Below are 22077 nucleotides of genomic sequence, written 5' to 3'. Positions count from 1 at the left end.
TGTGAAGGATGTATTAGCAGATCAATTGTTGGCGAATGCAAACGATCCCAGTTGGTATATTCCATTTTCAGATGCAGTTAAGGGTTTGTCTGAGAGGGAAGCTTTCTGGAAACCGAATGAAGAGAGTAATAGTATAGCCGAAATCGTACAACATTTACTGTATTGGAACTCTACGTGGCAAACTAGGTATAAAGAATCAAATGTGAATGCAGTACCCGCTATTGGAGATAATAACAAAAGTTTTATGCTTTCAGATAATCAAACTTTCGATGAATTACGGGAAAAACTACTGAAAAAACTAGTTACAATGGAAAAATCTTATAAATGAAGAAAAGGTTGAAAGTGATGTAGTAGGATTTCCTGTTTCTGCAAAGTGGTGGGAAGTGTTAGCGAATGTAACAACTCATAATGCATATCATATTGGCCAAATTATTTACATCCGAAAATTACAGCAGAGCTTTGATAATGAATAAAATAATAGTTCTCAAATTAGGTGAACAAAAGTGGACAAAACGAGACAGATGTCTCATTTTGTCCACTTTTTTATTATGAAAGAAAAGAGAAAACCTATTAAATCAAGGATTAGAATTTGGCACGGTACTTGCAATATAACAGACGAACAAAAAAATAGGAGGGCTGGACATGTTAAAAACAACTGAAAGTAAAGGGAATGAAATTACGAAAGAACAAGCTCGTTGGATGTACGAAAAAATGTTAGAGATTCGTAAGTTTGAAGATAAGGTGCATGAATTGTTCGCACAAGGCGTTTTGCCAGGTTTCGTTCATTTATACGCAGGTGAAGAAGCGGTAGCAGTTGGTGTATGTGCCCACTTAACGGATAGTGACAGTATTACAAGTACACATAGAGGTCATGGACATTGTATCGCAAAAGGTTGTGATTTAAATGGTATGATGGCTGAACTTTTCGGGAAAGCGACAGGATTATGTAAAGGTAAAGGCGGTTCCATGCATATTGCGGATTTAGATAAAGGAATGCTTGGTGCTAATGGCATTGTAGGCGGGGGTTTCCCACTTGCTTGCGGTTCAGCATTGACAGCTAAATATAAAGGAACAAAAGATGTAAGTGTTTGTTTCTTCGGTGACGGAGCAAATAATGAAGGAACATTCCATGAAGGGGTTAATTTAGCGGCGATTTGGAAGTTACCAGTTATTTTTATTGCAGAAAATAACGGTTATGGTGAAGCAACTACCTTTGAATATGCTTCAAGTTGTGATTCTATTGCGGATCGTGCAAAAGCTTATAATATTCCAGGCGTTCAAGTAGATGGAAAAGATCTTCTAGCTGTATATAAAGCTGCTGCAGAAGCAGTGGAACGTGCGCGTAATGGTGATGGTCCAACAATTATTGAATGTATGACATATCGTAATTACGGTCATTTTGAAGGTGAAGCGCAAACATATAAAACATCAGAAGAAAAAGAAGAACATTTAAATGAAAAAGATGCGATTGTGAATTTCCGTAAGCATTTAATTCATGAAGGTTTATTAACGGAATCTGAACTTGTTGATATGGAAAAAGCAGTAGATGATGCAGTACAAAGATCCATTGAATTTAGTGAAAATAGTCCATACCCAGACGATGAAGAATTATTAAAAGATGTATACGTTTCTTACAAATAAGAGGAGGGTGAAAAAATATGACTAGAACAGTAAGTATGTCAACTGCAATTAATGAAGCGATGAAAATCTCAATGCGTCGTGATGAAAATGTAATTTTAATAGGTGAAGATGTTGCAGGCGGTGCACAAGTTGATCATCTGCAAGATGATGAAGCTTGGGGTGGTGTTCTTGGTGTTACGAAAGGACTTGTACAAGAGTTTGGCCGAAATCGTATATTGGATACACCAATTTCTGAAGCGGGTTATATGGGAGCTGCGATGGCAGCTGCTGCAACTGGGTTACGTCCGATAGCTGAGTTAATGTTTAATGATTTTATCGGTAGTTGTCTTGACCAAGTATTAAACCAAGGTGCGAAATTCCGTTATATGTTTGGAGGTAAAGCAAAAGTACCCGTTACAGTACGTACGATGCATGGTGCTGGTTTTAGTGCAGCAGCTCAGCATTCACAAAGTTTGTACGCATTATTTACGAGCATACCAGGTATTAAAGTTGTTGTTCCTTCCACGCCGTATGATGCAAAAGGCTTATTATTAGCAGCAATTGAAGATGATGATCCAGTAATCTTCTTTGAAGATAAAACACTTTACAATATGAAAGGTGAAGTGCCGGAAGGGTATTATACAATTCCTTTAGGAAAAGCAGATATTAAACGAGAAGGTTCTGATGTAACAATTGTCGCAATCGGAAAACAAGTTCATACAGCACTTGCAGCTGCAAAGCAATTATCGAAAAAGGGGCTTGAAGTAGAAGTAATTGATCCACGATCTTTATCACCGCTTGATGAAGATACTATTTTATCATCTGTTGAAAAAACAAATCGTCTTATCGTTATTGACGAAGCGAATCCAAGATGTAGTATCGCAACAGATATTGCGGCAATTGTAGCGGATAAAGGTTTTGATTTGTTAGATGCACCTATTAAACGAATTACAGCACCACATACACCTGTTCCGTTCTCACCACCACTTGAAAAGTTGTATTTGCCAACGCCAGAAAAAGTAATTGAAACTGTATCAGAAATGATTGGAGACCAATCTTTATTACATGTGTAATAAAACGATGAGAAGGGAGAGAGACACATGGCTGTAGAAGTTGTAATGCCGAAGTTAGGTATGGCGATGAAAGAAGGTATTATTACGAGCTGGAATATTAAAGCAGGCGATAATGTAGCAAAAGGAGAACTGATTGCTAGTATTAATTCAGAAAAAATTGAAACGGAAATTGAAGCGCCAGCTGATGGTACGGTACTTGATATAGCTGTAAGTGAAGATGAAGGAGTGCCGCCTGGTACTGTAATTTGCTACATCGGTAAACCGAATGAAAAAGTAGAAATGCAGGAAAGCACACATGTTATAGAAGAAAAAACATCTAATATAGAAGTACAAAATATACAAAATCAAGAACCAAATGGGAAAGAAGTATCGAAGCAAAGAATTAAAATTTCTCCTGTAGCGAAGAAAATTGCAAAGTCTGAAAATCTGGATATCAAGGCATTAGTTGGTACAGGTCCTGGCGGAAGGATTACAAAGGCAGATGTATTAAAGGCGCTAGAAGAAAGAGTAGCAAATCCAGAAGTACCTGAACAAGAAGAAAGTACAGTCGTTCCTGTTACTGGTATGAGAAAAGCAATTGCGAGTCGTATGCATGCAAGCTTACAAAATAGTGCGCAATTAACATTAACGATGAAAGTAGATGTTACAGATTTAGTTGCATTACATAAAGACATAGCGGAAGTTGTACAAAAACGATACGAAAACAAACTAACCATTACGGATTTCGTTTCTCGTGCTGTTGTATTAGCGCTTAGAGAGCATAAAGAAATGAACAGCGCTTATATAGATGATGCAATTCATCAATTTGAACATGTGCATTTAGGCATAGCAGTCGCATTAGAAAAAGGATTAGTCGTTCCAGCTATTCGCTTTGTAAATAATTTATCTTTAGTAGAGTTGTCTAAAGAGATTAAGGATATGGCACAAAAGGCGCGAGCAGGTAGCTTAAGTAGTGATGATATGCACGGAACGACATTTACAATTAGTAATTTAGGTAGCTTTGGTATTGAATATTTCACACCTGTATTAAATACACCTGAGACTGGTATTTTAGGTATTGGCGCAATTGAACATGTTCCTGTATATAAAGGGAAAAAATTAAAAAAAGGTAGTATGTTACCTTTAAGTTTAACATTCGATCATCGTGTACTAGACGGTGCACCAGCAGCTGCATTTTTACGCACAATTAAATATTATTTAGAAGAACCTATAACAATTCTTTTATAAAGAGAAGGTGAGAGAATGAGTAAATTAGTTGTAATTGGAGGCGGACCAGCTGGATATGTAGCGGCAATTACCGCGGCTCAAAATGGAAAAGAGGTCACTCTTATTGATGAAACTGACCTTGGCGGAACGTGTTTAAATGTTGGGTGTATGCCGACGAAATCATTGTTAGAAAGTGCAGAAGTGCATGACATTGTGAGAAAAGCGAATGATTATGGGGTTACGCTTAATACAGGAAGTATATCAATTGATTGGGATCAAATACAGGCAAGGAAATCACAAATCGTAATGCAACTCGTCCAAGGAATACAATATTTAATGAAGAAAAATAAAATTAAAGTTATAAAAGGAAAAGCGAAATTCGAAACGGATCATCGTGTGCGAGTTGTACAAGGAAATAAAGAAGAAGTAGTGGATGGAGAGAGGTTTATTATCGCAGCTGGTTCCGAACCTACAGAATTACCATTCGCTCCGTTTGATGGAAAATGGATTTTAAATAGTAGCCATGCGATGTCTCTTGAGAGTGTACCATCTTCATTGTTAATCGTTGGCGGTGGTGTAATAGGATGCGAGTTTGCAAGTATTTATAGTCGCCTTGGGACAAAAGTTACGATTGTTGAAATGGCACCGCAATTATTACCAGATGAAGATGAAGATATCGCACATATTTTAAGAGAGAAATTAGAAAGTGATGGCGTAGAAATATTTACAGGAGCTGCTTTAAAAGGATTAAATAATTATAAGAAGCAAGCTTCATTTGAATATGAAGGTAGTATCCAAGAAGCTAACCCGGAATATGTTCTCATTTCTGTCGGCCGAAAACCACGTGTACAACAATTAGATTTAGAAAAAGCAGGGGTTCAGTTTTCAAATAAAGGGATTGCTGTGAACGAACATATGCAAACGAACGTATCACATATTTACGCAGCTGGTGATGTGATCGGTGGAATTCAGCTTGCTCACGTTGCCTTCCATGAAGGAACGACAGCAGCATTACACGCAAGTGGAGAAGACGTGAAAGTAAATTATCACGCTGTGCCTCGATGTATATACACAGCTCCAGAAATAGCTAGTGTCGGGTTAAGTGAAAAAGGTGCAAGAGAACAATATGGTGATATTCTCATCGGAGAATTTCCTTTTACAGCGAACGGAAAAGCTCTTATTTTAGGAGAACAAGTAGGGAAAGTAAAAGTCATTGTGGAACCTAAATACCAAGAAATTGTAGGGATTTCTATTATCGGTCCTTATGCAACTGAACTTATTGGTCAAGGAACCGTAATGATTCATACAGAAGTTACCGCTGATATAATGAGAGATTATATTGCAGCACATCCAACTTTATCTGAGGCGATTCATGAAGCGTTAATGCAAGCAGTAGGACATGCTGTACATGCTTAAATAGAAATATGATAAACCACTATTCTCTAAATGAAAGAGAGAATAGTGGTTTGAATTTTTATAGAAGAAATTAAATGTCTTATTACTATTTAATTTCAATCGCTGAAGTAATATCGTTCCAATCAGCAGCTAAATTAGCAGTTTTACCGTACCAATCAGCATGTTTAAATAAAACGCCTTTTCCATATCCTTGTGTTGAAGTGTGCTCCCAAAGTGTCGTTGAATAACTTGCAGAAGGTGACGCTGTACTTACAGAAGAAATTCTGTCATTCCAGCTAGACGGTAAGTTTTTAAATCCGCTGCTCCAGTAAATGTATTGGCCACCTTTATCTTTATGTTCATAAAAATCAGTACTACCAGCACCGCTACCTAAAGGATTAATTTTATTTTTAATTGCTTTTTTATCCTTTTCAATATACGCATCTAATGTTTCACGACTAGTAAAACCATAAGCTAGCCAATCCCCATTTTCATTTTGCTCTGGTAATACCATAGTAATTTGGATATTTTTCTTATCTTGATCATTTAATTTTGCAAATGAATTAACATTTTGTTCATCCACTTTTAAATAATCAAATGACTTAATTGTGTTGCTTTTTTCTTCAGCACTTACCGCACCTAGTCCTCCAGTTAATGCAAAACCCGCTACTAATGTTCCTGCTACTAATTTCTTCAACATATAACCATCCCTTTTTGTTTGAATTTTTGTACAGGTGAATCTTGTACAGCTAAAATGTATTCTAATTTTATACTTTTGTAAATATTCTGAAGTTTTAGAAATAATAGGCGGAATATTTACAGTTTTACATTTTTTCTTTAGAAAAAATAGTTATTGGAATGATATAATAAGTGGATATATTGTTTTTACTGGATTTAAAAATGTTTTAGGAGAGGTGTCATTGAAATATTTTACAAGAGATTGGTATAAAAAAATGCAAGTTTTAGAATTTGTAAGTTTTATAGAGTCTATAAAAGAATGGTCAGAAATGGATATACAAAGTTTAAAGGAAGAAATAGAGGAAAGGAAAATAGATTTATTAAAATTCCTTCCTGAATCGATATACTCAATTATACAAAACATCACAATTAATTCAGAATACCCATCAGGTGAACTGAAAAAACGTATGCAAAAGTGGTCAACAGATTATGAGAAAAGAGTGGCACAATTAGATCAATTATACGTAGAATATTTTAATTCCATTGAGAAAAAACTTCCGTCAAATGTCGCTCAGTTACACAAGACATCACTACACGATAGTGTAATTAAAGTAATAAAGAGAGAATCAGAAGATACTTTGTCTATCGTATTAGATTGCAGTGGTACTTTTAGTGAATTTGATAAACTTGAAGTAACCTTTATAGGAGTAACAAAGTGTTCTATGCCGGAAAACTTTGAAAATGCTTGGTGGTTATATCATGAAATAGCTCTTACTGAAGATGGTTTTGAACTAGGTGTTTTATTTGACTCTCCATTTAGAGAAGTAACGATTTGCGCGGCAGATGTATTACGTGTGAAGAAATAATGTTGTATGGAGTATTACAAACGTTTGACATAATAAAAAAATAAAGTTATTGTAGATACATGAAGTCTACAATAGGGGCTGTATTATGAAATATTCTAAAGCTACAAATTATGCTCTTCATACAATGCTTTTTCTGGCAAAGGCTACACCAAATAAGTTAGTTAGTGTTCACCAATTAGCAGAAATGCAAAATGTTTCACCAACGTACTTGTCTAAAATACTAACTAAGTTGACGAAGGAAGGGATGATACGTTCATCATCTGGTCCAAAGGGCGGTTACTCGCTTAGTAAGAATTGGGAAGATATTTCATTTTTAGATATTATACATGCAATTGAAGGTAAAACGTCATTGTTTGAATGTTGTTTACATGACAAACCTGGATGTTTAATTAATGAAGTAATGCTCGCAGCAGAAGAGAAAATGGAAGAAGAGTTACGAAATCAAAAAATCGTAGATCTTGCGAAAAAAATAAAAGTGGATTTTTAATCTGCTTTTATTTTTAAATTAATTAAGGATAAAAAAACTCTTTGATATCTTTAATTGTAGTTAGAAAATGATATGAAGAAGGAGAGAAGATGATGACTAAATTTTGGAATGATCGATATAAATCAGATGAATATTTTTACGGGGAAGAACCTAATACATTTATTAAAGAACAAGCATTTCGTTTAGCAAATCACAATAAAGTAATAGCATTTGCGGAGGGAGAAGGTAGAAATGCTGTATTTCTAGCAAGACAAGGGAACGAAGTAACAGCTATTGATTATTCGGAAGATGGATTAGAGAAGACAAAAAAATTGGCAGAGAAGCATAATGTAAACGTGCATACAAAAAAAGTAGATTTATTAGCTGATAGTTTGCCAGAAAATGAATATGATGCAGCAATTATGGTATTTGGACATTTTCATGATGATTATAAAAAAATGATATTAGGTAAAATGATACAAACGATAAAGCCTGGTGGTTTAATTATGTTTGAAGTTTACTCAAAAAAACAAATAAACTATGGTACTGGTGGACCAAAAGATGTTGATATGCTGTATGATCCAATTGATATTCTTACTTGGTGTGAAGAACATAAGGTAATTCATTTCTTTAATGGAGAACAAGAGCGAGTTGAAGGGAAAGGGCACACTGGTTTAGCTGATGTTATTCAAGTTGTTATTAGAAAATGAATATAAGTGTTAATGAAAGGTAAATGTATGAATGTAAAAAGACCAGTCATTTAAGACTGGTCTTTCTATTTAGATACTAAATTATCAAGCTTCCAATATGTATTTGTTAACGGCGCAGCTTTGCTATCTATGTATAAATACATATTATTTAAATCTTTTGGTGAAGTTTTCAGTTCAAACACAACGTCAGTAGTTAAAGAGAATTCGTGTGGAACATTTTTATAGTGCTCGTCATCTATCGGATGAGCTTCACCTTCATATTTCTGACCAGTTTTTTCATCTTGTATGAAATATTTTATTTCCGAAAGATCAATAGTTTGTCCATCGTCCCGAACATTATTAATCATAACACGAGTAGTAAGGCGCCGCTCTTTGTCTATTTTTTCAAACTTTGCATTTTCAACTGTTGCTCTATAGTATTCGTTTTTAACTATTTCTCCATAGTGCATTGCATTCTTTTCGAGAGCGCTCTTTTCTTGTTTTGATGTAGTATTGCTATTACATCCTGTTAATATTCCAGTAAATAATAATGCTGTACATGTCGTTTTGATTAATGATTTCATAGTAATCCCTTTCTGTATTAAAAAGTAAAACATAGGAATAATTTTACATCAACAGGAAGGTAAATGGAAGTATTTTTGCGTAATATACAGATATACATTTATTTGGTTGGCAAATTATTGGGATAGAAAGAGGGAGAAGGCTGTATAAAACGGAATAAATAAGAACTGAAAATATTGTAAAACAGAAGAGGCATACATATAATTAAAATAAAGTTTAAGTTTCTGAATCTTCAATAACGGTGGTGATAACATGTTTACTGAAGAACGTCGAGAGAGAATCTTAGAACTACTTAATACAGATGGAAGAGTAATCGCAAAGGAACTTGCGGAAAGATTTGATATGTCTATTGATTCTATAAGAAGAGATTTGTCTATTATGGAAAAGGATGGTTTATTAAAAAGAACGCACGGAGGTGCAATTGAACTTACGCGAGTGAGGAACTTAGCTGCGGAACCAGCTAAACGTTATAGTGATAGCTCAATATATGAGGACACAATTGCAAAAGTTGCGGCATCTTATATACAAGAAGATGATTCTATTTTTATTGGCGGGGCTTCCATTCATAATGCGATGCTGAAATATTTACCGGAAGTATCATTTACGGTTATTACGAATTCTATAGAAATAGCTGGTCATCTAAGAGAATATAAGAACATCGATACATATTTAATTGGTGGAAAAGTAAAGCCTTCAGGAAATATTACTGATACATTTGCCTCTGAATTGATAAGTAGATTTTCTATTGATTTTTATTTCTCTACAGGTGGAGGCATTTCATTACAAGGTATTAGTACTGCAACACCTGAAGTTGCTTATTTTAGTAAAAGAGTAAGTGAAATTGCTAGAAGAAATATTTGTTTAGCTCCGCATAATAAACTTGGAATAGATTGTTTTATAAGAGGAGAGTCTCTAAAAGAAATTGATCTTATTATAACTGACGAAGAGGCTAGTAAAGAAACTGTTCAGGAATTTGAGAAACAAGGTAAACAAGTTGTAATAGCGCCATTATATTCATTTGAAAGGAGTTTGACATGATTGTAAAAGAGCAAGAGTTTCATATAAATGGATTAACTTATACAATTCGTTCTGCAGCTGAGAAAGATGCTGAGCAGTTATCGAAAATTAGAGTTCAGATTGATGGAGAAACTGAAAATATGGATAGAGATGCTGGAGAGGGATTTATAGATGACCTAGGGTTTCAAAAAATAATAAAAACAGATAGTGAAGAAACGAAGAATCTCTTTTTAGTTGCAGAAGTGCACAATCGAATCGTTGGATTTTCAAGGTGTGAAGGATCAAATTTTAAGAGATTATCTCATAAAGTGGAGTTTGGTGTTTGCATTTTAAAAGAGTTTTGGGGATATAAAATGGGTAAGAGCCTATTACAACAATCTATTAAATGGGCTGACGAAAATGCAGTAAATAAAATATCTTTACAAGTATTAGAGACAAACGAGAAAGCTATTCATCTTTATAAAAAAATAGGTTTTGAAGTAGAAGGCATTTTGAAAAATGACAAAAGACTATCGGATGGAAAGTATTATAATACGGTAGTGATGGGAAGATTTACTAATACTTTTCATAAAAGAGGGGAAGAGGTATGTTTTACAGAAGGAAGTACTATGTAGTGAAAAATGAATTCATAGAAGTATTTAATGATCATTTCAATAATACGAACTTACCTAATCAATTAAAGCATGGTTCTAGGCTAATAGGACGCTGGATGAAAGATAATAAGAATGGTACGTCTGAAGTATTTGCCATATGGGAATATGATAGTTATGAACAGTATAATGAAATAGAATCGAAAATTAGAAGTGACGAGAGGCATATTAACAGAATACATGAATGGTATGAAAACCATGGCGGGAAAGAATATGTTTTACAGGAGTACATAGTAGAGATGAAAAATGAAGAGTTAGTATGTACTGTAAAGTAACAGAGGGGTGAGGGATAATAGAAATTAGAACAAAATTATATTTTAGTTTAGCATCCACTATTTTATTTGCAATAGCCGTGATTGTTTTCTTTATAAATGGTAATCCACAAAAGTGGTTTTGGTTATGTATTTTCTTTGCGTCCATTATACAAAATATAGTGCTACTAAAAAAGAATAAAGAAATGCATTAGGATATTCAAATTATTAACATATTTGTGTCGTCTTGCTAGTTTTATTGAAAACGCTTTTATTCAGTTTTATAATAAAAGTATGTTTTATAAATCTCCAAAACAATTAAAAGGGAGATGATACAATGTTAGCTTCACCGTTTTACTTACATACATGGAAAAAGTTTATTGATGAAGGAGTCCTTGATTCGAACCGTATAAACGAAAGAATTTCAGAATCATGGTACCGATGTAAACAAGCAAATGTGAATCCTCATATGAGTAAAGGTCAGAAAATTTTGTCTTCTGTTTTTTTTCAAGAACAAAAGAAAAAGAGTGAAATTTTCCTTAATATAGCATTACCTCAAATACAAAATATGAGAAAAACCATTGATGAATTACAAATGATGGCATTATTAATCGATCCAGATGGTTATGTTCTATCGTTAAGTGGAAATAAACAAACGTTAAAGCGAGCGAAACATATTAATTTTATTGAAGGTGTAAAATGGACGGAAGCAGCTGTTGGCACAAATGCAATTGGAACAGCGCTAGAAATTGAAGAAGCTATTATGATAAGTGGTACTGAACATTATACCGTGGCATCTCATAGCTGGAGTTGTGCGGCTGCTCCCATTCATAATGATGATGGGAAATTAATTGGTGTTCTAGATTTCTCGTGTCCAATTGAATTTTCGCATCCATATATGCTCGGTATGGTAACTTCAATTGCACATGCGATAGAACGTGAATGTAGCATAAGAGTTCATCAAAATGAATTACACTTAATTCATCGTTTTTTAGATGTTATTGATAGTGATGAACAAGTAGTTATTTGTAATCATCGTGATGTTATCGTTTCTGCGAGTAAGAGCGTTCGTGAACGAATAAATAATTGGTCAAGAATGAAAGTTGAAGAGTTAATGCACCATGGATTGGAAACTAAATTAGAGATACCGGTATATAGTAATGAAAGAATGATTGGGAAATGTATGTATTTAAAGGAAAACAAACAAATGAATACATATTCTACTTTCACATTTATAAAAGGAATTACTTTTCCAGGAGTTACCGGGACAAGCAGAGCATTTCAACACACACTAGAAGAAATTAAGCTTGTTTCACCGACTGATGCTAGTGTGTATGTATGTGGTGAGACAGGAGTAGGAAAGGAATATGTCGCGAGAGCGATTCATGAAAATAGTCCAAGAAAAGACGGGCCCTTTATAGCTGTTAACTGCGGTTCTTTGCCTAAAGAATTAATGGAAAGTGAATTGTTCGGTTATGCTGAAGGTGCATTTACAGGTGCGCGGCGCCGAGGGTATAAAGGGAAATTTGAACAAGCAAACGGAGGAACATTATTTTTAGATGAAATTGGTGAAGTACCACCAGAGATGCAAGTAGCATTATTGCGTGTTTTACAAGAACGCACAATAACTCCAATTGGGAGTTCAAAATTGGTACCAGTAAATATTCGTATTATTACTGCCACACATAAAGATTTACTACGGTTAGTAGAAGAAGGGAAATTCCGTCAAGATTTATATTATCGTTTGCACGTTTATCCGTTATATGTTCCATCGTTAATAGAAAGAAAAGAGGATATCCCATATTTTATACAACACTTTTGCGAACGGAAGAATTGGAATGTTGTATTTCCAAAGAGTATATACAATCAATTTTTACAACATACATGGCCCGGAAATATTCGGGAACTAGTAAATGTATTAGAACGTATTTACATTTTGTCGCAAGGACGGGAAATATGCGAAAAACAAGTCGTTTTTTTGATACAAACAATGATGGGAAATCAAGAACAACTTGAGTTGCAAGCTGAAAATAAAACAGAACATACATTACATTTTCGCGAAAAAATACAGCGTGATAGCATGATTGAAGCATTACAAAAGACAAATGGAAATGTTTCGTTAGCTGCAAAACTATTAAATGTACCCCGTAGTACATTTTATAAACGAATGCAAAAATATAAGTTATAAAGTAGATTTTTGCAATCTACTTTTTCTTTGTGGGCTCATGTTCTGTCGGAATGTGCGCTTACCGGGGAAATAATAGAATTGTTAGAAGGGAAATTTCCTAATGGAGGTTAGTGTGTGAAGTACATTGAAATTGGAATCGGGAATAGGTGGTTTGTTCGAACGGAAACTGAAAATAAAGATGGGACTGAATTTGAAGAACGAGGTATTATAAAACCTATTTATTTTGAGTCATTATACGTACGTATTTGGTTTCGGAAAACTTGTTTTATTTTTGATACGAAAGAGGGTTTTAAGAAAGATAAGAAGAGAAGGGTTGAATATAAATTTATTGTTGGAATTGTAAGTAGACTGAATAAAGAAAAAGTGGGCTAACATGCGTAGTTATATTGGACAGGAAATTCTTTTGACTTATATCAAATTCATGAAAAGCACATTTACTAAATATAAATTGTTAATAAAACCGCTAAGAAAACTTAGCGGTTTCTTTTTAAAAAGGGAGGGTTTGCGTATGAATAGGATCGTAACTGTTTTACTTGCAATTATTATAATGGGGTATTCCATTTATAGTTGGAATGATACTTCGGAACTGAGTATGCTAATTTTACAAACGCTTTTAGGGTCTATGTTAGTTAGCTTAGGCGTGCAAAATTTAAAAAATAACGGAAAAGAAAATAGAAGTATAGGAATTGCTTTACTACTCGTGGCTTTGTTTTTAATTGTTGTATCTTTAATAAAATATTTTATATGAATAAGTTTTTAAATTAATAAAAAATGATTATTTATTGAATCCCCCTCACAATAAAAAGTTGAAATTCTACTTGTATTTCACTATATAAAATATGGCATAATGATTTAGTTAAAATAGAAATGGATAGGGTATTTGAGAGGGGCATTATAATGAGTTTTGCAATTGAAATAGTAATAAAAGCACCATTGGATGTTGTATGTGACTACATAATAGAAGATGAAAAAATAAAAGAATGGAATACGTTTATAATAGAAAATCGCTATCCTTCAAATATGGATAAAGAGAATCCACGTGTAGGAGATAAATATATTACTGTTCAAAAAGTCGGTAAGAAAATATTCGAGGCTGAAGTAGAAATCCTTGAATACGATGCACCGCATATTATTTCACTTGGTAGTGAAATGAAGCAAGGATATTCAGCAATGACTTATATGTTAGAAGAAGATGAGGAAGGTACAGCACTAACATTAATTTCAGAATATGAACCTAGTAATTTTTATTATAAAATGATGTATAAGTTAACAGGCTGGATTTCACGAGGTTTAACTATAGAACAAATGGAACGTCTAGCAGAATGTGTAGAAGCTGCTTATAATAAAGAAAATTAATATTAAAGACATATTAAGAGAAAAACGTTACTCAAAGGATTGAGTAACGTTTTTATTATTTGAAGATTTTTCATTGAAAATTTTAATAGCTCGTTCAAATATTTCTTGATCAATACGAAATCTTTCTGTTATCCAATAAGTAAGTTCAAAAGAGGTAAGGTTATGTTCTTTTTTCTTACCTTGGAAATATTGTTTTAAAACATTATCATTTATAGAAGTTGGAATGCCATCGATATAACCGAAAATTTGAATTTTCTTTAGTACAGGAGATGTACGCCAATCGTTAGACCTTGAAATAAGTTCTTTCATACTTGATAAGTGTATTGGTTCTGTGTGTAAGGTTTTTGTGGGACCTGGATTTCTAGTAATTTCAATACTATTATTTGAGATTTCATAAGTGAAAGTTTCTCTTACATTACTTACTTGAAAAGATTCATAAAGTGGGTAAGCTTGGAATAAAGGCGCGCAGTAACCAACATCGACATAGTAAGGTTTGTCTAAGTTAACTTGTAAGCATAAATGTCCGGGGTCCATATACATATAATGAACATCAAAACCAAGATTTGATAATAACCAATGGAATCCAATCGAGTGCGTCCAACAAGTGCCGCCCAGACCTTTTGTTGTAATGCGGTTTATGTATGTCTCAATGGAAGGGAAATAATTACCTGTTTCATTACCTTTTTCCTAGTCGATTATTTTAGTAAGAGTTTCCCACTTTACTTTTTCTTGATGAGCTTTAATAAGCTCATTTAAAAACTTTAAGCTAGTAGGCTGTTTTGTCGATAGGAAGCTATTTACTAGTTGTACTTGGGTCATTTTCTTATCCTTTCTATATAGAAATTGCTATTGGTATTATTATACAATAGGTGTCAGAAAATACAGTTGTTTATTATTGGAGTGGGAGAGAATTATATGTCGATGTCGCTATATTATAAAAAAATCCGTGAGCAATTAGGCTGTGAACTAATTCTAATACCGAGTATAGCTGCTGTTATTAAAAATGAGCAAGGGAAAATCTTATTTCAATATCCTGGTGGAGAATACTGGAGTTTGCCAGCTGGAGCAATTGAACCTGGAGAAACTCCAGAAGAAGCAGTAATTCGGGAAGTATGGGAAGAAACAGGATTGAAAGTACAAGTAAAAAAACAAAAAGGGGTATTTGGAGGGGAAAGGTTCCGTCATATATATCCGAATGGCGATCAAGTAGAATATATTGTTGTTGTGTTTGAATGTGAAATTACTAGTGGAAAACTGAAATCGATAGATGGTGAATCTTTAAAACTACAATATTTCTCATTTTCTGAAAAGCCTCCTTTAGCACTACCATACCCGGATAATATATTTTTATAGATGTAAAATAGCACACCTTATTTATTGAAGGTGTGCTATTTATATAACCCGGTCGTATACATCTCCGTTAACGTATACACAATTTCCTCTAATTTAATCTTTTTGTCATTTTGCATAATAGTCCAAAGAAACGATTCATTCATCGCGAACCAACCGCGTGCTACAATCTCTTTATTTAAATTAGGTTGTGCTAATCCACTTTCTTGAGAGTAAGTAATATCCTGTTTAATGCTTGTTATAAAACGTTCCCGAATCTCATCCCATTTTTGCCGTATTTCTCTTGATAATCCTATCGCTTCCTCTACAACTTGCAAAATAGCGCGTTCTTCATCTGCTAATTGCAGGAATGCTCTAACTTGATTTTGGATCATTATACGTGCTTCCTCTTTTGTTTGTGGAGAAAAAGAGCGTTCAGCGATATTATAAAAACGATTCATAACATCTTCCATTAAACTAATTAGGAGATCATCTTTGTTTTTGAAGTATACATATGCTGTTCCGTAACCAGTTTCTGCATGTTTAATAATTTGTGTAATTGTCGTTTTTTGAAATCCATTATTTATAAAAATAGTGTAACCAGAGTGTAATAGTTTCTTCTTGGTTTCTAAGGAGCGGTGTTTTCTTGATGAAAGGGTACTGTTTTTCAAAGAATCACCTCTTTATACTGAAATATCTGAAAATATAACTGTATTGTAAAAGAAATTCATATATAAAGTCAACTGACATAATATCATTGACGTCGTATCAATTGAGGTGATATATTTCAATTAGTTAGAATAAAAAGAAAATTAAGAGAAGGTGACACCATGTATAAAGAACCATTTCAACCGAATTATGAATATGCGCTTGAATGTGATAAACATGATGAACTGAAAGATTTTCAAACTGAATTCTATAAAAAAGAAGGAACGATATATTTAGATGGAAACTCATTAGGACTACTTTCAAAAAGAGCAGAGAAATCGTTACTTACTTTGCTAGATTCATGGAAAGAGTATGGCATTGACGGCTGGACAGAGGGTGAGCATCCTTGGTTTTTTCTCTCGGAGAAATTAGGTGAGTTGACTGCACCTCTTATTGGAGCTTTACCAGAAGAAACTATTGTAACCGGTTCCACGACGACAAATATACACCAAGTGATTGCCACATTTTATGAGCCGAAAGGAATACGTACAAAAATTCTTGCGGATGAATTAACATTCCCGTCAGATATATATGCACTTCAAAGTCAAATTCGTTTAAAAGGATTAGATCCAGATGAGCATTTAGTAAGAGTGAAAAGCCGAGATGGTAGAACACTTTCTGAAGAAGATATTATTCATGCGATGGAAGATGATATCGCTTTAATTTTATTACCTTCTGTTTTATATAGAAGTGGTCAAATTCTTGATATGAAACGTTTAACAACGGAAGCTCATAAACGCGGCATTCATATCGGATTCGATTTATGTCATTCAATCGGTTCTATTCCACATTTTTTCAAAGAATGGGATGTTGATTTCGCCATTTGGTGTAATTATAAATATTTAAATGCAGGACCTGGTGGCGTTGCAGGAATTTATGTAAATAGTAAACATTTTAATAGACTGCCAGGGTTGTCTGGATGGTTTAGTTCTAGAAAAGATAAGCAGTTTGATATGGAGCATACATTAACAGCTGCTGATCATGCGGGTGCTTATCAAATTGGTACACCTCACGTATTAAGTACAGCACCGTTAATTGGTTCACTTGAAATTTTCAAAGATGCTGGTATTGAACGTTTACGCGAAAAATCTTTACACATTACAAGATATATGATGAATTTAATTGATCACGAATTAAAAGATTTCGGATTTACAATTGGAAATCCATTAGAGGATGAAAAACGTGGGGGGCACATATATTTAGAGCATGCAGAAGCAGCACGTATATGTAAAGCACTAAAAGCAAATGGAGTAATCCCTGATTTCCGAGCACCTAATGGAGTAAGACTGGCGCCGGTCGCTTTATATAACACATATGAAGAAGTGTGGAAATCTGTACAAATATTAAAGAAAATTATGAAAGAAGAAGAGTATAAACAGTTTGAAAATAAGCGAGAGGTTGTGGCATAAGCATGAAAACATCAGAGTGGATTGATATTTCACAACCGCTAAATAATGATATTGCAACGTGGCCAGGAGACACACCGTTCTCATATGAAGTTTCATGGTCAAAAGAAGAAAGTGGCTCGGTAAATGTAGGAAAGTTAACGATGAGTATTCATACAGGTACTCATATTGATGCACCATTTCATTTTGATAATGATGGAAAGAAAGTATTAGATTTAGATGTTCAAGTTTATGTTGGCCCAGCACGGATTATTGACGTTTCTAATCTTGAAAGCATCGGAAAAAAAGAACTAGAAAGTTTTCACTTAGAAGGTGTAGAACGATTATTATTACGTACATCTTCACATGGGAAAGCTGAAGAATTTCCAGTTGTGATCCCTCATTTACGTGCTGATATAGCGCCGTTTCTTTCAGAAAAAGGAATACGTTTAATTGGAGTAGATGTACCATCAGTTGATCCATTAGATGATAAAGAATTAGCAGCGCATCATCAATTATTTAAACATGGAATTCATATTTTAGAAAATGTCGTACTAGATCATGTAGCAGACGGTGATTATGAATTGATTGCATTACCACTTGCATTAACTGATGCGGATGGAAGTCCAGTTCGAGCCGTTATTAGACCAATATAAGTAGAATCATATAAAAGGGGCGTTTGGCTAATATGAAAGAAAATGAAAAAGTGATTATGGAAAAAGGGATTCATACGGATTTTAAAGAGAATATGACGTATGGGGAGTATTTACAATTAGATAGTTTATTATCTTCTCAAAAAAGATTATCAGACCATCATGATGAAATGTTATTTATCGTTATTCACCAAGCAAGTGAGCTTTGGATGAAGCTCATTTTACATGAGCTAAATGCGGCGATTGAATCTATTAAACAAGATAAATTACAACCAGCTTTTAAAATGTTAGCACGTGTATCAAAAATTCAGTCTCAAATTATTCAATCTTGGGATATTCTTGCGACATTAACACCATCAGAATATATTGAGTTTCGTGATTCACTCGGTCAAGCTTCAGGTTTTCAATCGTATCAATATCGTATGATTGAGTATGCACTTGGCTATAAAACGCCACATGCATTAAAAATTTATGAAAAGGATCCAGAATTACATGCACGACTTCATAAAGCGCTACATGCACCAAGTCTATATGATGTCGCGATTCAAGCATTAGTAAAAGAAGGATTCCCTATTCATAAAGATGTGTTAAACCGTGATATTACGCAGCCTTATGAAGAAGATGCAACAGTAGAAGCAGCATGGTTAGAAGTGTATGCGGATGTGAAAAAATATTGGAATTTATATCAGCTTGCTGAAAAATTGATTGATATTGAAGACTGGCTACAACAATGGCGTTTCCGTCATATGAAAACAGTAGAAAGAATTATTGGACATAAAATGGGTACAGGTGGATCCTCCGGTGTTTCTTATTTAAAGCGAGTACTTGATCAACAATTCTTCCCAGAGCTTTGGAATGTTCGTACGAAATTATAAAAATAAACCTGTCAGTTCATTATGGCTGACAGGTTTATTTTTATTTGAGCACAATTATGTTTAAAATGAAGGAACAAGATATAATAAATGGATTAACTATTTAAATGGAGGTAAAGTTTTTGGATTTCAAGCAACTAGAAAATAAATTCGAAAAGAAAAAAGTGAATACATTTCTTGTTTATCAAAAAGGACAATTAACAACTGAATATTATAAAACACCCGAATGTGCAAATAACTTATATAAAATAAATTCGATTACAAAAAGTATCGTATCTTTATTAATTGGTATTGCAGTTGATAAGGGCTATATAAATGATATACATACACCGATCACAGAGTGGATTGAAAATGTACCTAGGGGAAAACATAATTTAACACTATATTACTTATTAACAATGACTACTGGTGAGGACTGGAAAGAGTTTGGGAATGGAGTAGTATTCCCAAATGACTTTGTAGAATCAGAGAACTGGGTACAGTACATATTAGAAAAGCCAATAATTGAAGAACCTGCTACAAAAATGAATTATAATTCAGGTTCTTCTCATTTACTGAGCTATATTATTCAAGAAGCTACTGGAATGTCGACAGAGCGGTTTGCAAAGAAATATTTATTTAATCCATTAGAAATTAACGAATACGAGTGGCAACAAGATCCGCAGGGTATATATGTCGGCGGCTTCGGTATGAAAATGAAATCTACCGATTTATTAAAATTAGGAAAATTATGTTTGCAAAATGGATATTGGAATGAAAAAGAAATTGTATCAGCGAAATGGTTAGAAGAGTCAAGTAGGGCGCATTTTGAAACATATGAACATGTCGGCGCATATGGATATCACTGGTGGGTATTACATACCGAAAGATTTCACATACCGTATTGTATATATTTCGCTATGGGATACGGCGGACAATACATCGTTATCATTCCTCAGTTAGAAGTAGTAGCTATTATAAGTAGTCATATGCCAAAACGTGGGCTCGTTCCATTAAAACTATTTATTGAGCATGTACAGGGAATTTCTAATTATATATAAGAAAAGGAGGGAATGTATGAAGGATGAAAAAATTTTATCTTTATTTAGATTCTGTTTAAGTCTTCTAGTATGTAGCGCCATTATTACGCAATTCATAATCAGGGCACAAGTGAAACCGTTCAATCCAGTTAACTTTTTTAGTTTCTTTACTATCGAAAGTAACATTTTAGTTGCATGTATTCTCCTTTTAAGCAGTATCGGAACAGCTACATTTGGTCGCTCAGAACAGTTTAGTATACTTCGTGGTGCAGCAACGGTATACATACTTACGACAGGACTCGTTTATTTTTTGTTACTAAGAGGGTTAGAAGAGTCACTTCAAACGGCAATACCATGGGTAAATACTGTGCTACATTATATCATGCCGATTGCAATGCTTTTAGATTGGATTTTAAATCCACCTATTAAGAAAATCACTTGGAAACAATCTGCAAGTTGGCTCTTATTCCCGTGTTTTTACGTTGTATATAGCTTAATACGTGGCCCAATCGTGAATTGGTATCCATATCCGTTTTTAGATCCAAGAATAGGTGGGTATGGTAAAGTACTTTTATACAGTATAGGGATAGCAGTTGTAATTGGCTCTATTTGTATATTGGTAAGATTTTTAGGGAATCGAAACTTTAGGGAAAAATTTTAGAAATGCAAGAACCCCCACTGTGTCTGTTTTAACAGTGGGGGTTTCACTTTATCCAGCTATTTGTCGGGCTGCCCGTAAAAGTCCGATTGGTGAGGGCGGATGATTAGTGGGAGATGAACAAAACCCCCACTGATTAAAGTTTCACTTTATCTACTCGTCTTCTGAAACGACAACTTTATAAATTTCTCCGTCTTCGTTTCAAATTCTACATCAACAAAAACACCGTATTCTTTTCCGTTCTCACGTAACCACAATTTAAATTTTTCAACAGTTATTTGAACTGTTTTTGGTTTTCTACCTATATGAAGATAGTCAATAATTTCTGCTTTTGGGTATTGTTCTTTCGTCTTTTCTACGGCAAGCTTACCCCATTTGGCATACGGCGGCTGCGCATGAACAATTGATGAGCCTGTATATATATTTGAACATGTTGTTAGGAACAGAATGACAAGTGCGACACGCTTTAACAATTTCTTCATGATGAACTCCTTTTATCTTTTTTGTATATTGTTTACATATTTTTTCAACGATATGAGTTTGGATTTTTTTGTCTTCTTTACATAAAAGCGAGGCTTTTACAAAACATAACCAAGAAATCATTTCCGTAATTAAGGAGGGAAAATTATGCACAAAAAGGCTATTTTTAAAATAGCAGTTTTACTTGCGTTCATAGGACTGTCTTTAATGGTCAGTAGTATACAACTAAAGAATGTAGAAGCTTTTTCTAATCAAGTCATTCAAAGAGGGGCATCTGGCGAAGATGTCATTGAACTGCAATCTCGTTTGAAATATAACGGATTTTATACGGGAAAAGTGGATGGTGTTTTCGGATGGGGTACATATTGGGCACTTCGGAATTTTCAAGAGAAATTCGGATTACCCGTTGACGGTTTAGCTGGAGCTAAAACGAAGCAAATGCTCGTGAAAGCAACGAAGTATGACAAGTCAACTGCTAATAAAGGGACGACAACGAATAAAGGAAATAGTGGTGGCACTGCACAAGAGAATAAACCACCTCAAAATAAAGGGACAAATGTGCCGAACGGTTATTCTCAAAATGATATTCAGCTTATGGCAAACGCAGTATACGGAGAATCACGCGGTGAACCATATTTAGGACAAGTTGCAGTAGCTGCTGTCATTTTGAACCGTGTTACAAGTGCGTCATTCCCAAATACTGTTTCAGGTGTAATCTTTGAGCCTAGAGCATTTACAGCGGTAGCCGATGGACAAATATATTTAACGCCAAATGAAACAGCAAAAAAAGCAGTTTTAGATGCGATTAACGGATGGGATCCAACAGGAAATGCTTTATATTATTTCAATCCAGATACTGCGACTAGTAAATGGATTTGGACTCGTCCACAAATTAAAAAAATCGGTAAACATATTTTCTGTAAATAGAGCGGAGGT

25 protein-coding genes and 2 pseudogenes are annotated in these 22077 nt (G+C 34.2%); 22 read left to right on the top strand and 5 right to left on the bottom strand.

Annotation, left to right across the window (positions count from 1 at the left end; all coding sequences use genetic code 11):
- Position 1: 1 nt before the first annotated feature.
- The 5 genes and pseudogenes from HMPREF1014_RS13865 to lpdA all read left to right on the top strand — a co-directional run bounded on the left by HMPREF1014_RS13865 (position 2) and on the right by lpdA (position 5315).
- A pseudogene (locus HMPREF1014_RS13865) lies at positions 2–473 on the top strand (DinB family protein).
- 169 nt (positions 474–642) lie between these two features.
- Positions 643–1641 carry an acetoin:2,6-dichlorophenolindophenol oxidoreductase subunit alpha gene (gene acoA, locus HMPREF1014_RS13860; RefSeq protein ID WP_000921275.1) on the top strand — a complete coding sequence of 333 codons (999 nt, stop codon included), beginning with the start codon at positions 643–645 and terminating at the stop codon, positions 1639–1641.
- A 17-nt stretch (positions 1642–1658) separates the two neighbouring features.
- Complete coding sequence (gene acoB, locus HMPREF1014_RS13855) at positions 1659–2693, top strand: acetoin:2,6-dichlorophenolindophenol oxidoreductase subunit beta (protein WP_000198898.1); 1035 nt, start codon at positions 1659–1661, stop codon at positions 2691–2693.
- A 27-nt stretch (positions 2694–2720) separates the two neighbouring features.
- On the top strand, positions 2721–3920 hold the full coding sequence (locus HMPREF1014_RS13850) for a dihydrolipoamide acetyltransferase family protein (protein ID WP_000257763.1): 1200 nt from the start codon (positions 2721–2723) through the stop codon (positions 3918–3920).
- A 15-nt stretch (positions 3921–3935) separates the two neighbouring features.
- Complete coding sequence (lpdA, locus tag HMPREF1014_RS13845; protein ID WP_000041215.1) at positions 3936–5315, top strand: dihydrolipoyl dehydrogenase; 1380 nt, start codon at positions 3936–3938, stop codon at positions 5313–5315.
- 85 nt (positions 5316–5400) lie between these two features.
- On the opposite strand, the gene HMPREF1014_RS13840 is transcribed toward lpdA, so the two are convergent.
- Positions 5401–5994 (bottom strand): hypothetical protein, encoded by a 594-nt coding sequence (locus tag HMPREF1014_RS13840; protein ID WP_000914430.1) that lies wholly within the window; start codon positions 5992–5994, stop codon positions 5401–5403.
- Positions 5995–6214: 220 nt separating this feature from the next.
- On the opposite strand from HMPREF1014_RS13840, the gene HMPREF1014_RS13835 reads away from it, so the two are divergent.
- From HMPREF1014_RS13835 to HMPREF1014_RS13825, 3 genes are all read left to right on the top strand, one after another.
- Complete coding sequence (locus HMPREF1014_RS13835) at positions 6215–6838, top strand: DUF4085 domain-containing protein (RefSeq protein ID WP_000873446.1); 624 nt, start codon at positions 6215–6217, stop codon at positions 6836–6838.
- Positions 6839–6923: 85 nt separating this feature from the next.
- Positions 6924–7325: an Rrf2 family transcriptional regulator gene (locus tag HMPREF1014_RS13830; RefSeq protein WP_000877652.1), complete on the top strand. Its 402-nt coding sequence runs from the start codon at positions 6924–6926 to the stop codon at positions 7323–7325.
- An 89-nt stretch (positions 7326–7414) separates the two neighbouring features.
- Positions 7415–8014, top strand: a complete 600-nt coding sequence (locus HMPREF1014_RS13825) for a class I SAM-dependent methyltransferase (protein ID WP_001987438.1) — start codon at positions 7415–7417, stop codon at positions 8012–8014.
- A gap of 65 nt (positions 8015–8079) precedes the next feature.
- Here HMPREF1014_RS13825 and HMPREF1014_RS13820 read toward each other — a convergent pair whose 3' ends face one another.
- The gene (locus HMPREF1014_RS13820) at positions 8080–8577 is read right to left on the bottom strand and encodes a hypothetical protein (RefSeq protein ID WP_000838470.1); all 498 of its coding nucleotides are present in this window, start codon (positions 8575–8577) and stop codon (positions 8080–8082) included.
- A gap of 250 nt (positions 8578–8827) precedes the next feature.
- Between HMPREF1014_RS13820 and HMPREF1014_RS13815 the strand changes: the two genes are divergently transcribed.
- The 7 genes from HMPREF1014_RS13815 (at position 8828) to HMPREF1014_RS13780 (ending at position 14037) form a co-directional block, all read left to right on the top strand.
- The gene (locus tag HMPREF1014_RS13815; protein WP_000493656.1) at positions 8828–9613 is read left to right on the top strand and encodes a DeoR/GlpR family DNA-binding transcription regulator; all 786 of its coding nucleotides are present in this window, start codon (positions 8828–8830) and stop codon (positions 9611–9613) included.
- Entirely contained in the window at positions 9610–10206 is a 597-nt protein-coding gene (locus HMPREF1014_RS13810; protein WP_000635674.1) for a GNAT family N-acetyltransferase, read from the top strand. The genes HMPREF1014_RS13815 and HMPREF1014_RS13810 overlap by 4 nt, the downstream gene beginning before the upstream one ends.
- Positions 10179–10517 (top strand): NIPSNAP family protein, encoded by a 339-nt coding sequence (locus tag HMPREF1014_RS13805; protein WP_000499994.1) that lies wholly within the window; start codon positions 10179–10181, stop codon positions 10515–10517. Before HMPREF1014_RS13810 ends, HMPREF1014_RS13805 begins: the two co-directional genes overlap by 28 nt.
- Before the next feature lie 313 nt (positions 10518–10830).
- Positions 10831–12681 (top strand): sigma-54-dependent Fis family transcriptional regulator, encoded by a 1851-nt coding sequence (locus HMPREF1014_RS13795; protein WP_000881385.1) that lies wholly within the window; start codon positions 10831–10833, stop codon positions 12679–12681.
- A 114-nt stretch (positions 12682–12795) separates the two neighbouring features.
- The gene (locus tag HMPREF1014_RS13790; protein ID WP_000873842.1) at positions 12796–13053 is read left to right on the top strand and encodes a DUF3977 family protein; all 258 of its coding nucleotides are present in this window, start codon (positions 12796–12798) and stop codon (positions 13051–13053) included.
- A gap of 136 nt (positions 13054–13189) precedes the next feature.
- Positions 13190–13429, top strand: coding sequence for a DUF3953 domain-containing protein (locus HMPREF1014_RS31285; protein WP_001080077.1), 240 nt, complete (start codon positions 13190–13192; stop codon positions 13427–13429).
- Between the two features lie 149 nt (positions 13430–13578).
- Positions 13579–14037 (top strand): SRPBCC family protein, encoded by a 459-nt coding sequence (locus HMPREF1014_RS13780; protein WP_000006408.1) that lies wholly within the window; start codon positions 13579–13581, stop codon positions 14035–14037.
- Positions 14038–14064: 27 nt separating this feature from the next.
- Here the strand turns inward: HMPREF1014_RS13780 and HMPREF1014_RS13775 are convergent.
- A pseudogene (locus tag HMPREF1014_RS13775) lies at positions 14065–14856 on the bottom strand (arylamine N-acetyltransferase).
- A gap of 96 nt (positions 14857–14952) precedes the next feature.
- Between HMPREF1014_RS13775 and HMPREF1014_RS13770 the strand changes: the two are divergent.
- Positions 14953–15390 (top strand): NUDIX hydrolase, encoded by a 438-nt coding sequence (locus HMPREF1014_RS13770; protein WP_000062913.1) that lies wholly within the window; start codon positions 14953–14955, stop codon positions 15388–15390.
- Positions 15391–15425: 35 nt separating this feature from the next.
- On the opposite strand, the gene HMPREF1014_RS13765 is transcribed toward HMPREF1014_RS13770, so the two are convergent.
- Positions 15426–16037, bottom strand: a complete 612-nt coding sequence (locus tag HMPREF1014_RS13765; protein WP_000798538.1) for a TetR/AcrR family transcriptional regulator — start codon at positions 16035–16037, stop codon at positions 15426–15428.
- A gap of 159 nt (positions 16038–16196) precedes the next feature.
- Here HMPREF1014_RS13765 and kynU point away from each other — a divergent pair, with 159 nt between their 5' ends.
- The 5 genes from kynU to HMPREF1014_RS13740 all read left to right on the top strand — a co-directional run bounded on the left by kynU (position 16197) and on the right by HMPREF1014_RS13740 (position 20664).
- On the top strand, positions 16197–17483 hold the full coding sequence (gene kynU, locus HMPREF1014_RS13760) for a kynureninase (protein ID WP_000276258.1): 1287 nt from the start codon (positions 16197–16199) through the stop codon (positions 17481–17483).
- Between the two features lie 2 nt (positions 17484–17485).
- Entirely contained in the window at positions 17486–18115 is a 630-nt protein-coding gene (gene kynB / locus HMPREF1014_RS13755; protein WP_000858062.1) for an arylformamidase, read from the top strand.
- Between the two features lie 32 nt (positions 18116–18147).
- Positions 18148–18987 (top strand): tryptophan 2,3-dioxygenase, encoded by an 840-nt coding sequence (gene kynA, locus HMPREF1014_RS13750; RefSeq protein WP_000661957.1) that lies wholly within the window; start codon positions 18148–18150, stop codon positions 18985–18987.
- 119 nt (positions 18988–19106) lie between these two features.
- Complete coding sequence (locus HMPREF1014_RS13745) at positions 19107–20024, top strand: serine hydrolase domain-containing protein (RefSeq protein ID WP_000346266.1); 918 nt, start codon at positions 19107–19109, stop codon at positions 20022–20024.
- Between the two features lie 16 nt (positions 20025–20040).
- The gene (locus HMPREF1014_RS13740) at positions 20041–20664 is read left to right on the top strand and encodes a Pr6Pr family membrane protein (RefSeq protein ID WP_000650950.1); all 624 of its coding nucleotides are present in this window, start codon (positions 20041–20043) and stop codon (positions 20662–20664) included.
- Between the two features lie 146 nt (positions 20665–20810).
- Here HMPREF1014_RS13740 and HMPREF1014_RS13735 read toward each other — a convergent pair whose 3' ends face one another.
- Entirely contained in the window at positions 20811–21143 is a 333-nt protein-coding gene (locus HMPREF1014_RS13735) for a DUF3889 domain-containing protein (RefSeq protein ID WP_000734903.1), read from the bottom strand.
- A gap of 145 nt (positions 21144–21288) precedes the next feature.
- On the opposite strand from HMPREF1014_RS13735, the gene sleB reads away from it, so the two are divergent.
- The gene (sleB, locus tag HMPREF1014_RS13730; protein WP_000549033.1) at positions 21289–22068 is read left to right on the top strand and encodes a spore cortex-lytic enzyme; all 780 of its coding nucleotides are present in this window, start codon (positions 21289–21291) and stop codon (positions 22066–22068) included.
- The last annotated feature ends 9 nt before the right edge of the window (positions 22069–22077 follow it).

Source organism: Bacillus sp. 7_6_55CFAA_CT2, assembly GCF_000238655.1.
GTDB lineage: Bacteria > Bacillota > Bacilli > Bacillales > Bacillaceae_G > Bacillus_A > Bacillus_A cereus.
The sequence above is the reverse complement of the archived record's forward strand: the minus strand, read 5'-3'. Positions and strand labels throughout refer to the sequence as shown.

Coding starts and splice junctions, on each gene's coding strand:
- HMPREF1014_RS31285 (WP_001080077.1), top strand. CDS start 13,190: ATGAATAGGATCGTAACTGTTTTACTTGCAATTATTATAATGGGGTAT.
- sleB (WP_000549033.1), top strand. CDS start 21,289: ATGCACAAAAAGGCTATTTTTAAAATAGCAGTTTTACTTGCGTTCATA.
- HMPREF1014_RS13825 (WP_001987438.1), top strand. CDS start 7,415: ATGATGACTAAATTTTGGAATGATCGATATAAATCAGATGAATATTTT.
- acoA (WP_000921275.1), top strand. CDS start 643: ATGTTAAAAACAACTGAAAGTAAAGGGAATGAAATTACGAAAGAACAA.
- HMPREF1014_RS13830 (WP_000877652.1), top strand. CDS start 6,924: ATGAAATATTCTAAAGCTACAAATTATGCTCTTCATACAATGCTTTTT.
- HMPREF1014_RS13815 (WP_000493656.1), top strand. CDS start 8,828: ATGTTTACTGAAGAACGTCGAGAGAGAATCTTAGAACTACTTAATACA.
- kynU (WP_000276258.1), top strand. CDS start 16,197: ATGTATAAAGAACCATTTCAACCGAATTATGAATATGCGCTTGAATGT.
- kynB (WP_000858062.1), top strand. CDS start 17,486: ATGAAAACATCAGAGTGGATTGATATTTCACAACCGCTAAATAATGAT.
- HMPREF1014_RS13740 (WP_000650950.1), top strand. CDS start 20,041: ATGAAGGATGAAAAAATTTTATCTTTATTTAGATTCTGTTTAAGTCTT.
- kynA (WP_000661957.1), top strand. CDS start 18,148: ATGAAAGAAAATGAAAAAGTGATTATGGAAAAAGGGATTCATACGGAT.
- HMPREF1014_RS13735 (WP_000734903.1), bottom strand. CDS start 21,143: ATGAAGAAATTGTTAAAGCGTGTCGCACTTGTCATTCTGTTCCTAACA.
- HMPREF1014_RS13850 (WP_000257763.1), top strand. CDS start 2,721: ATGGCTGTAGAAGTTGTAATGCCGAAGTTAGGTATGGCGATGAAAGAA.
- HMPREF1014_RS13840 (WP_000914430.1), bottom strand. CDS start 5,994: ATGTTGAAGAAATTAGTAGCAGGAACATTAGTAGCGGGTTTTGCATTA.
- HMPREF1014_RS13780 (WP_000006408.1), top strand. CDS start 13,579: ATGAGTTTTGCAATTGAAATAGTAATAAAAGCACCATTGGATGTTGTA.
- HMPREF1014_RS13770 (WP_000062913.1), top strand. CDS start 14,953: ATGTCGATGTCGCTATATTATAAAAAAATCCGTGAGCAATTAGGCTGT.
- HMPREF1014_RS13810 (WP_000635674.1), top strand. CDS start 9,610: ATGATTGTAAAAGAGCAAGAGTTTCATATAAATGGATTAACTTATACA.
- acoB (WP_000198898.1), top strand. CDS start 1,659: ATGACTAGAACAGTAAGTATGTCAACTGCAATTAATGAAGCGATGAAA.
- HMPREF1014_RS13795 (WP_000881385.1), top strand. CDS start 10,831: ATGTTAGCTTCACCGTTTTACTTACATACATGGAAAAAGTTTATTGAT.
- HMPREF1014_RS13820 (WP_000838470.1), bottom strand. CDS start 8,577: ATGAAATCATTAATCAAAACGACATGTACAGCATTATTATTTACTGGA.
- lpdA (WP_000041215.1), top strand. CDS start 3,936: ATGAGTAAATTAGTTGTAATTGGAGGCGGACCAGCTGGATATGTAGCG.
- HMPREF1014_RS13805 (WP_000499994.1), top strand. CDS start 10,179: ATGTTTTACAGAAGGAAGTACTATGTAGTGAAAAATGAATTCATAGAA.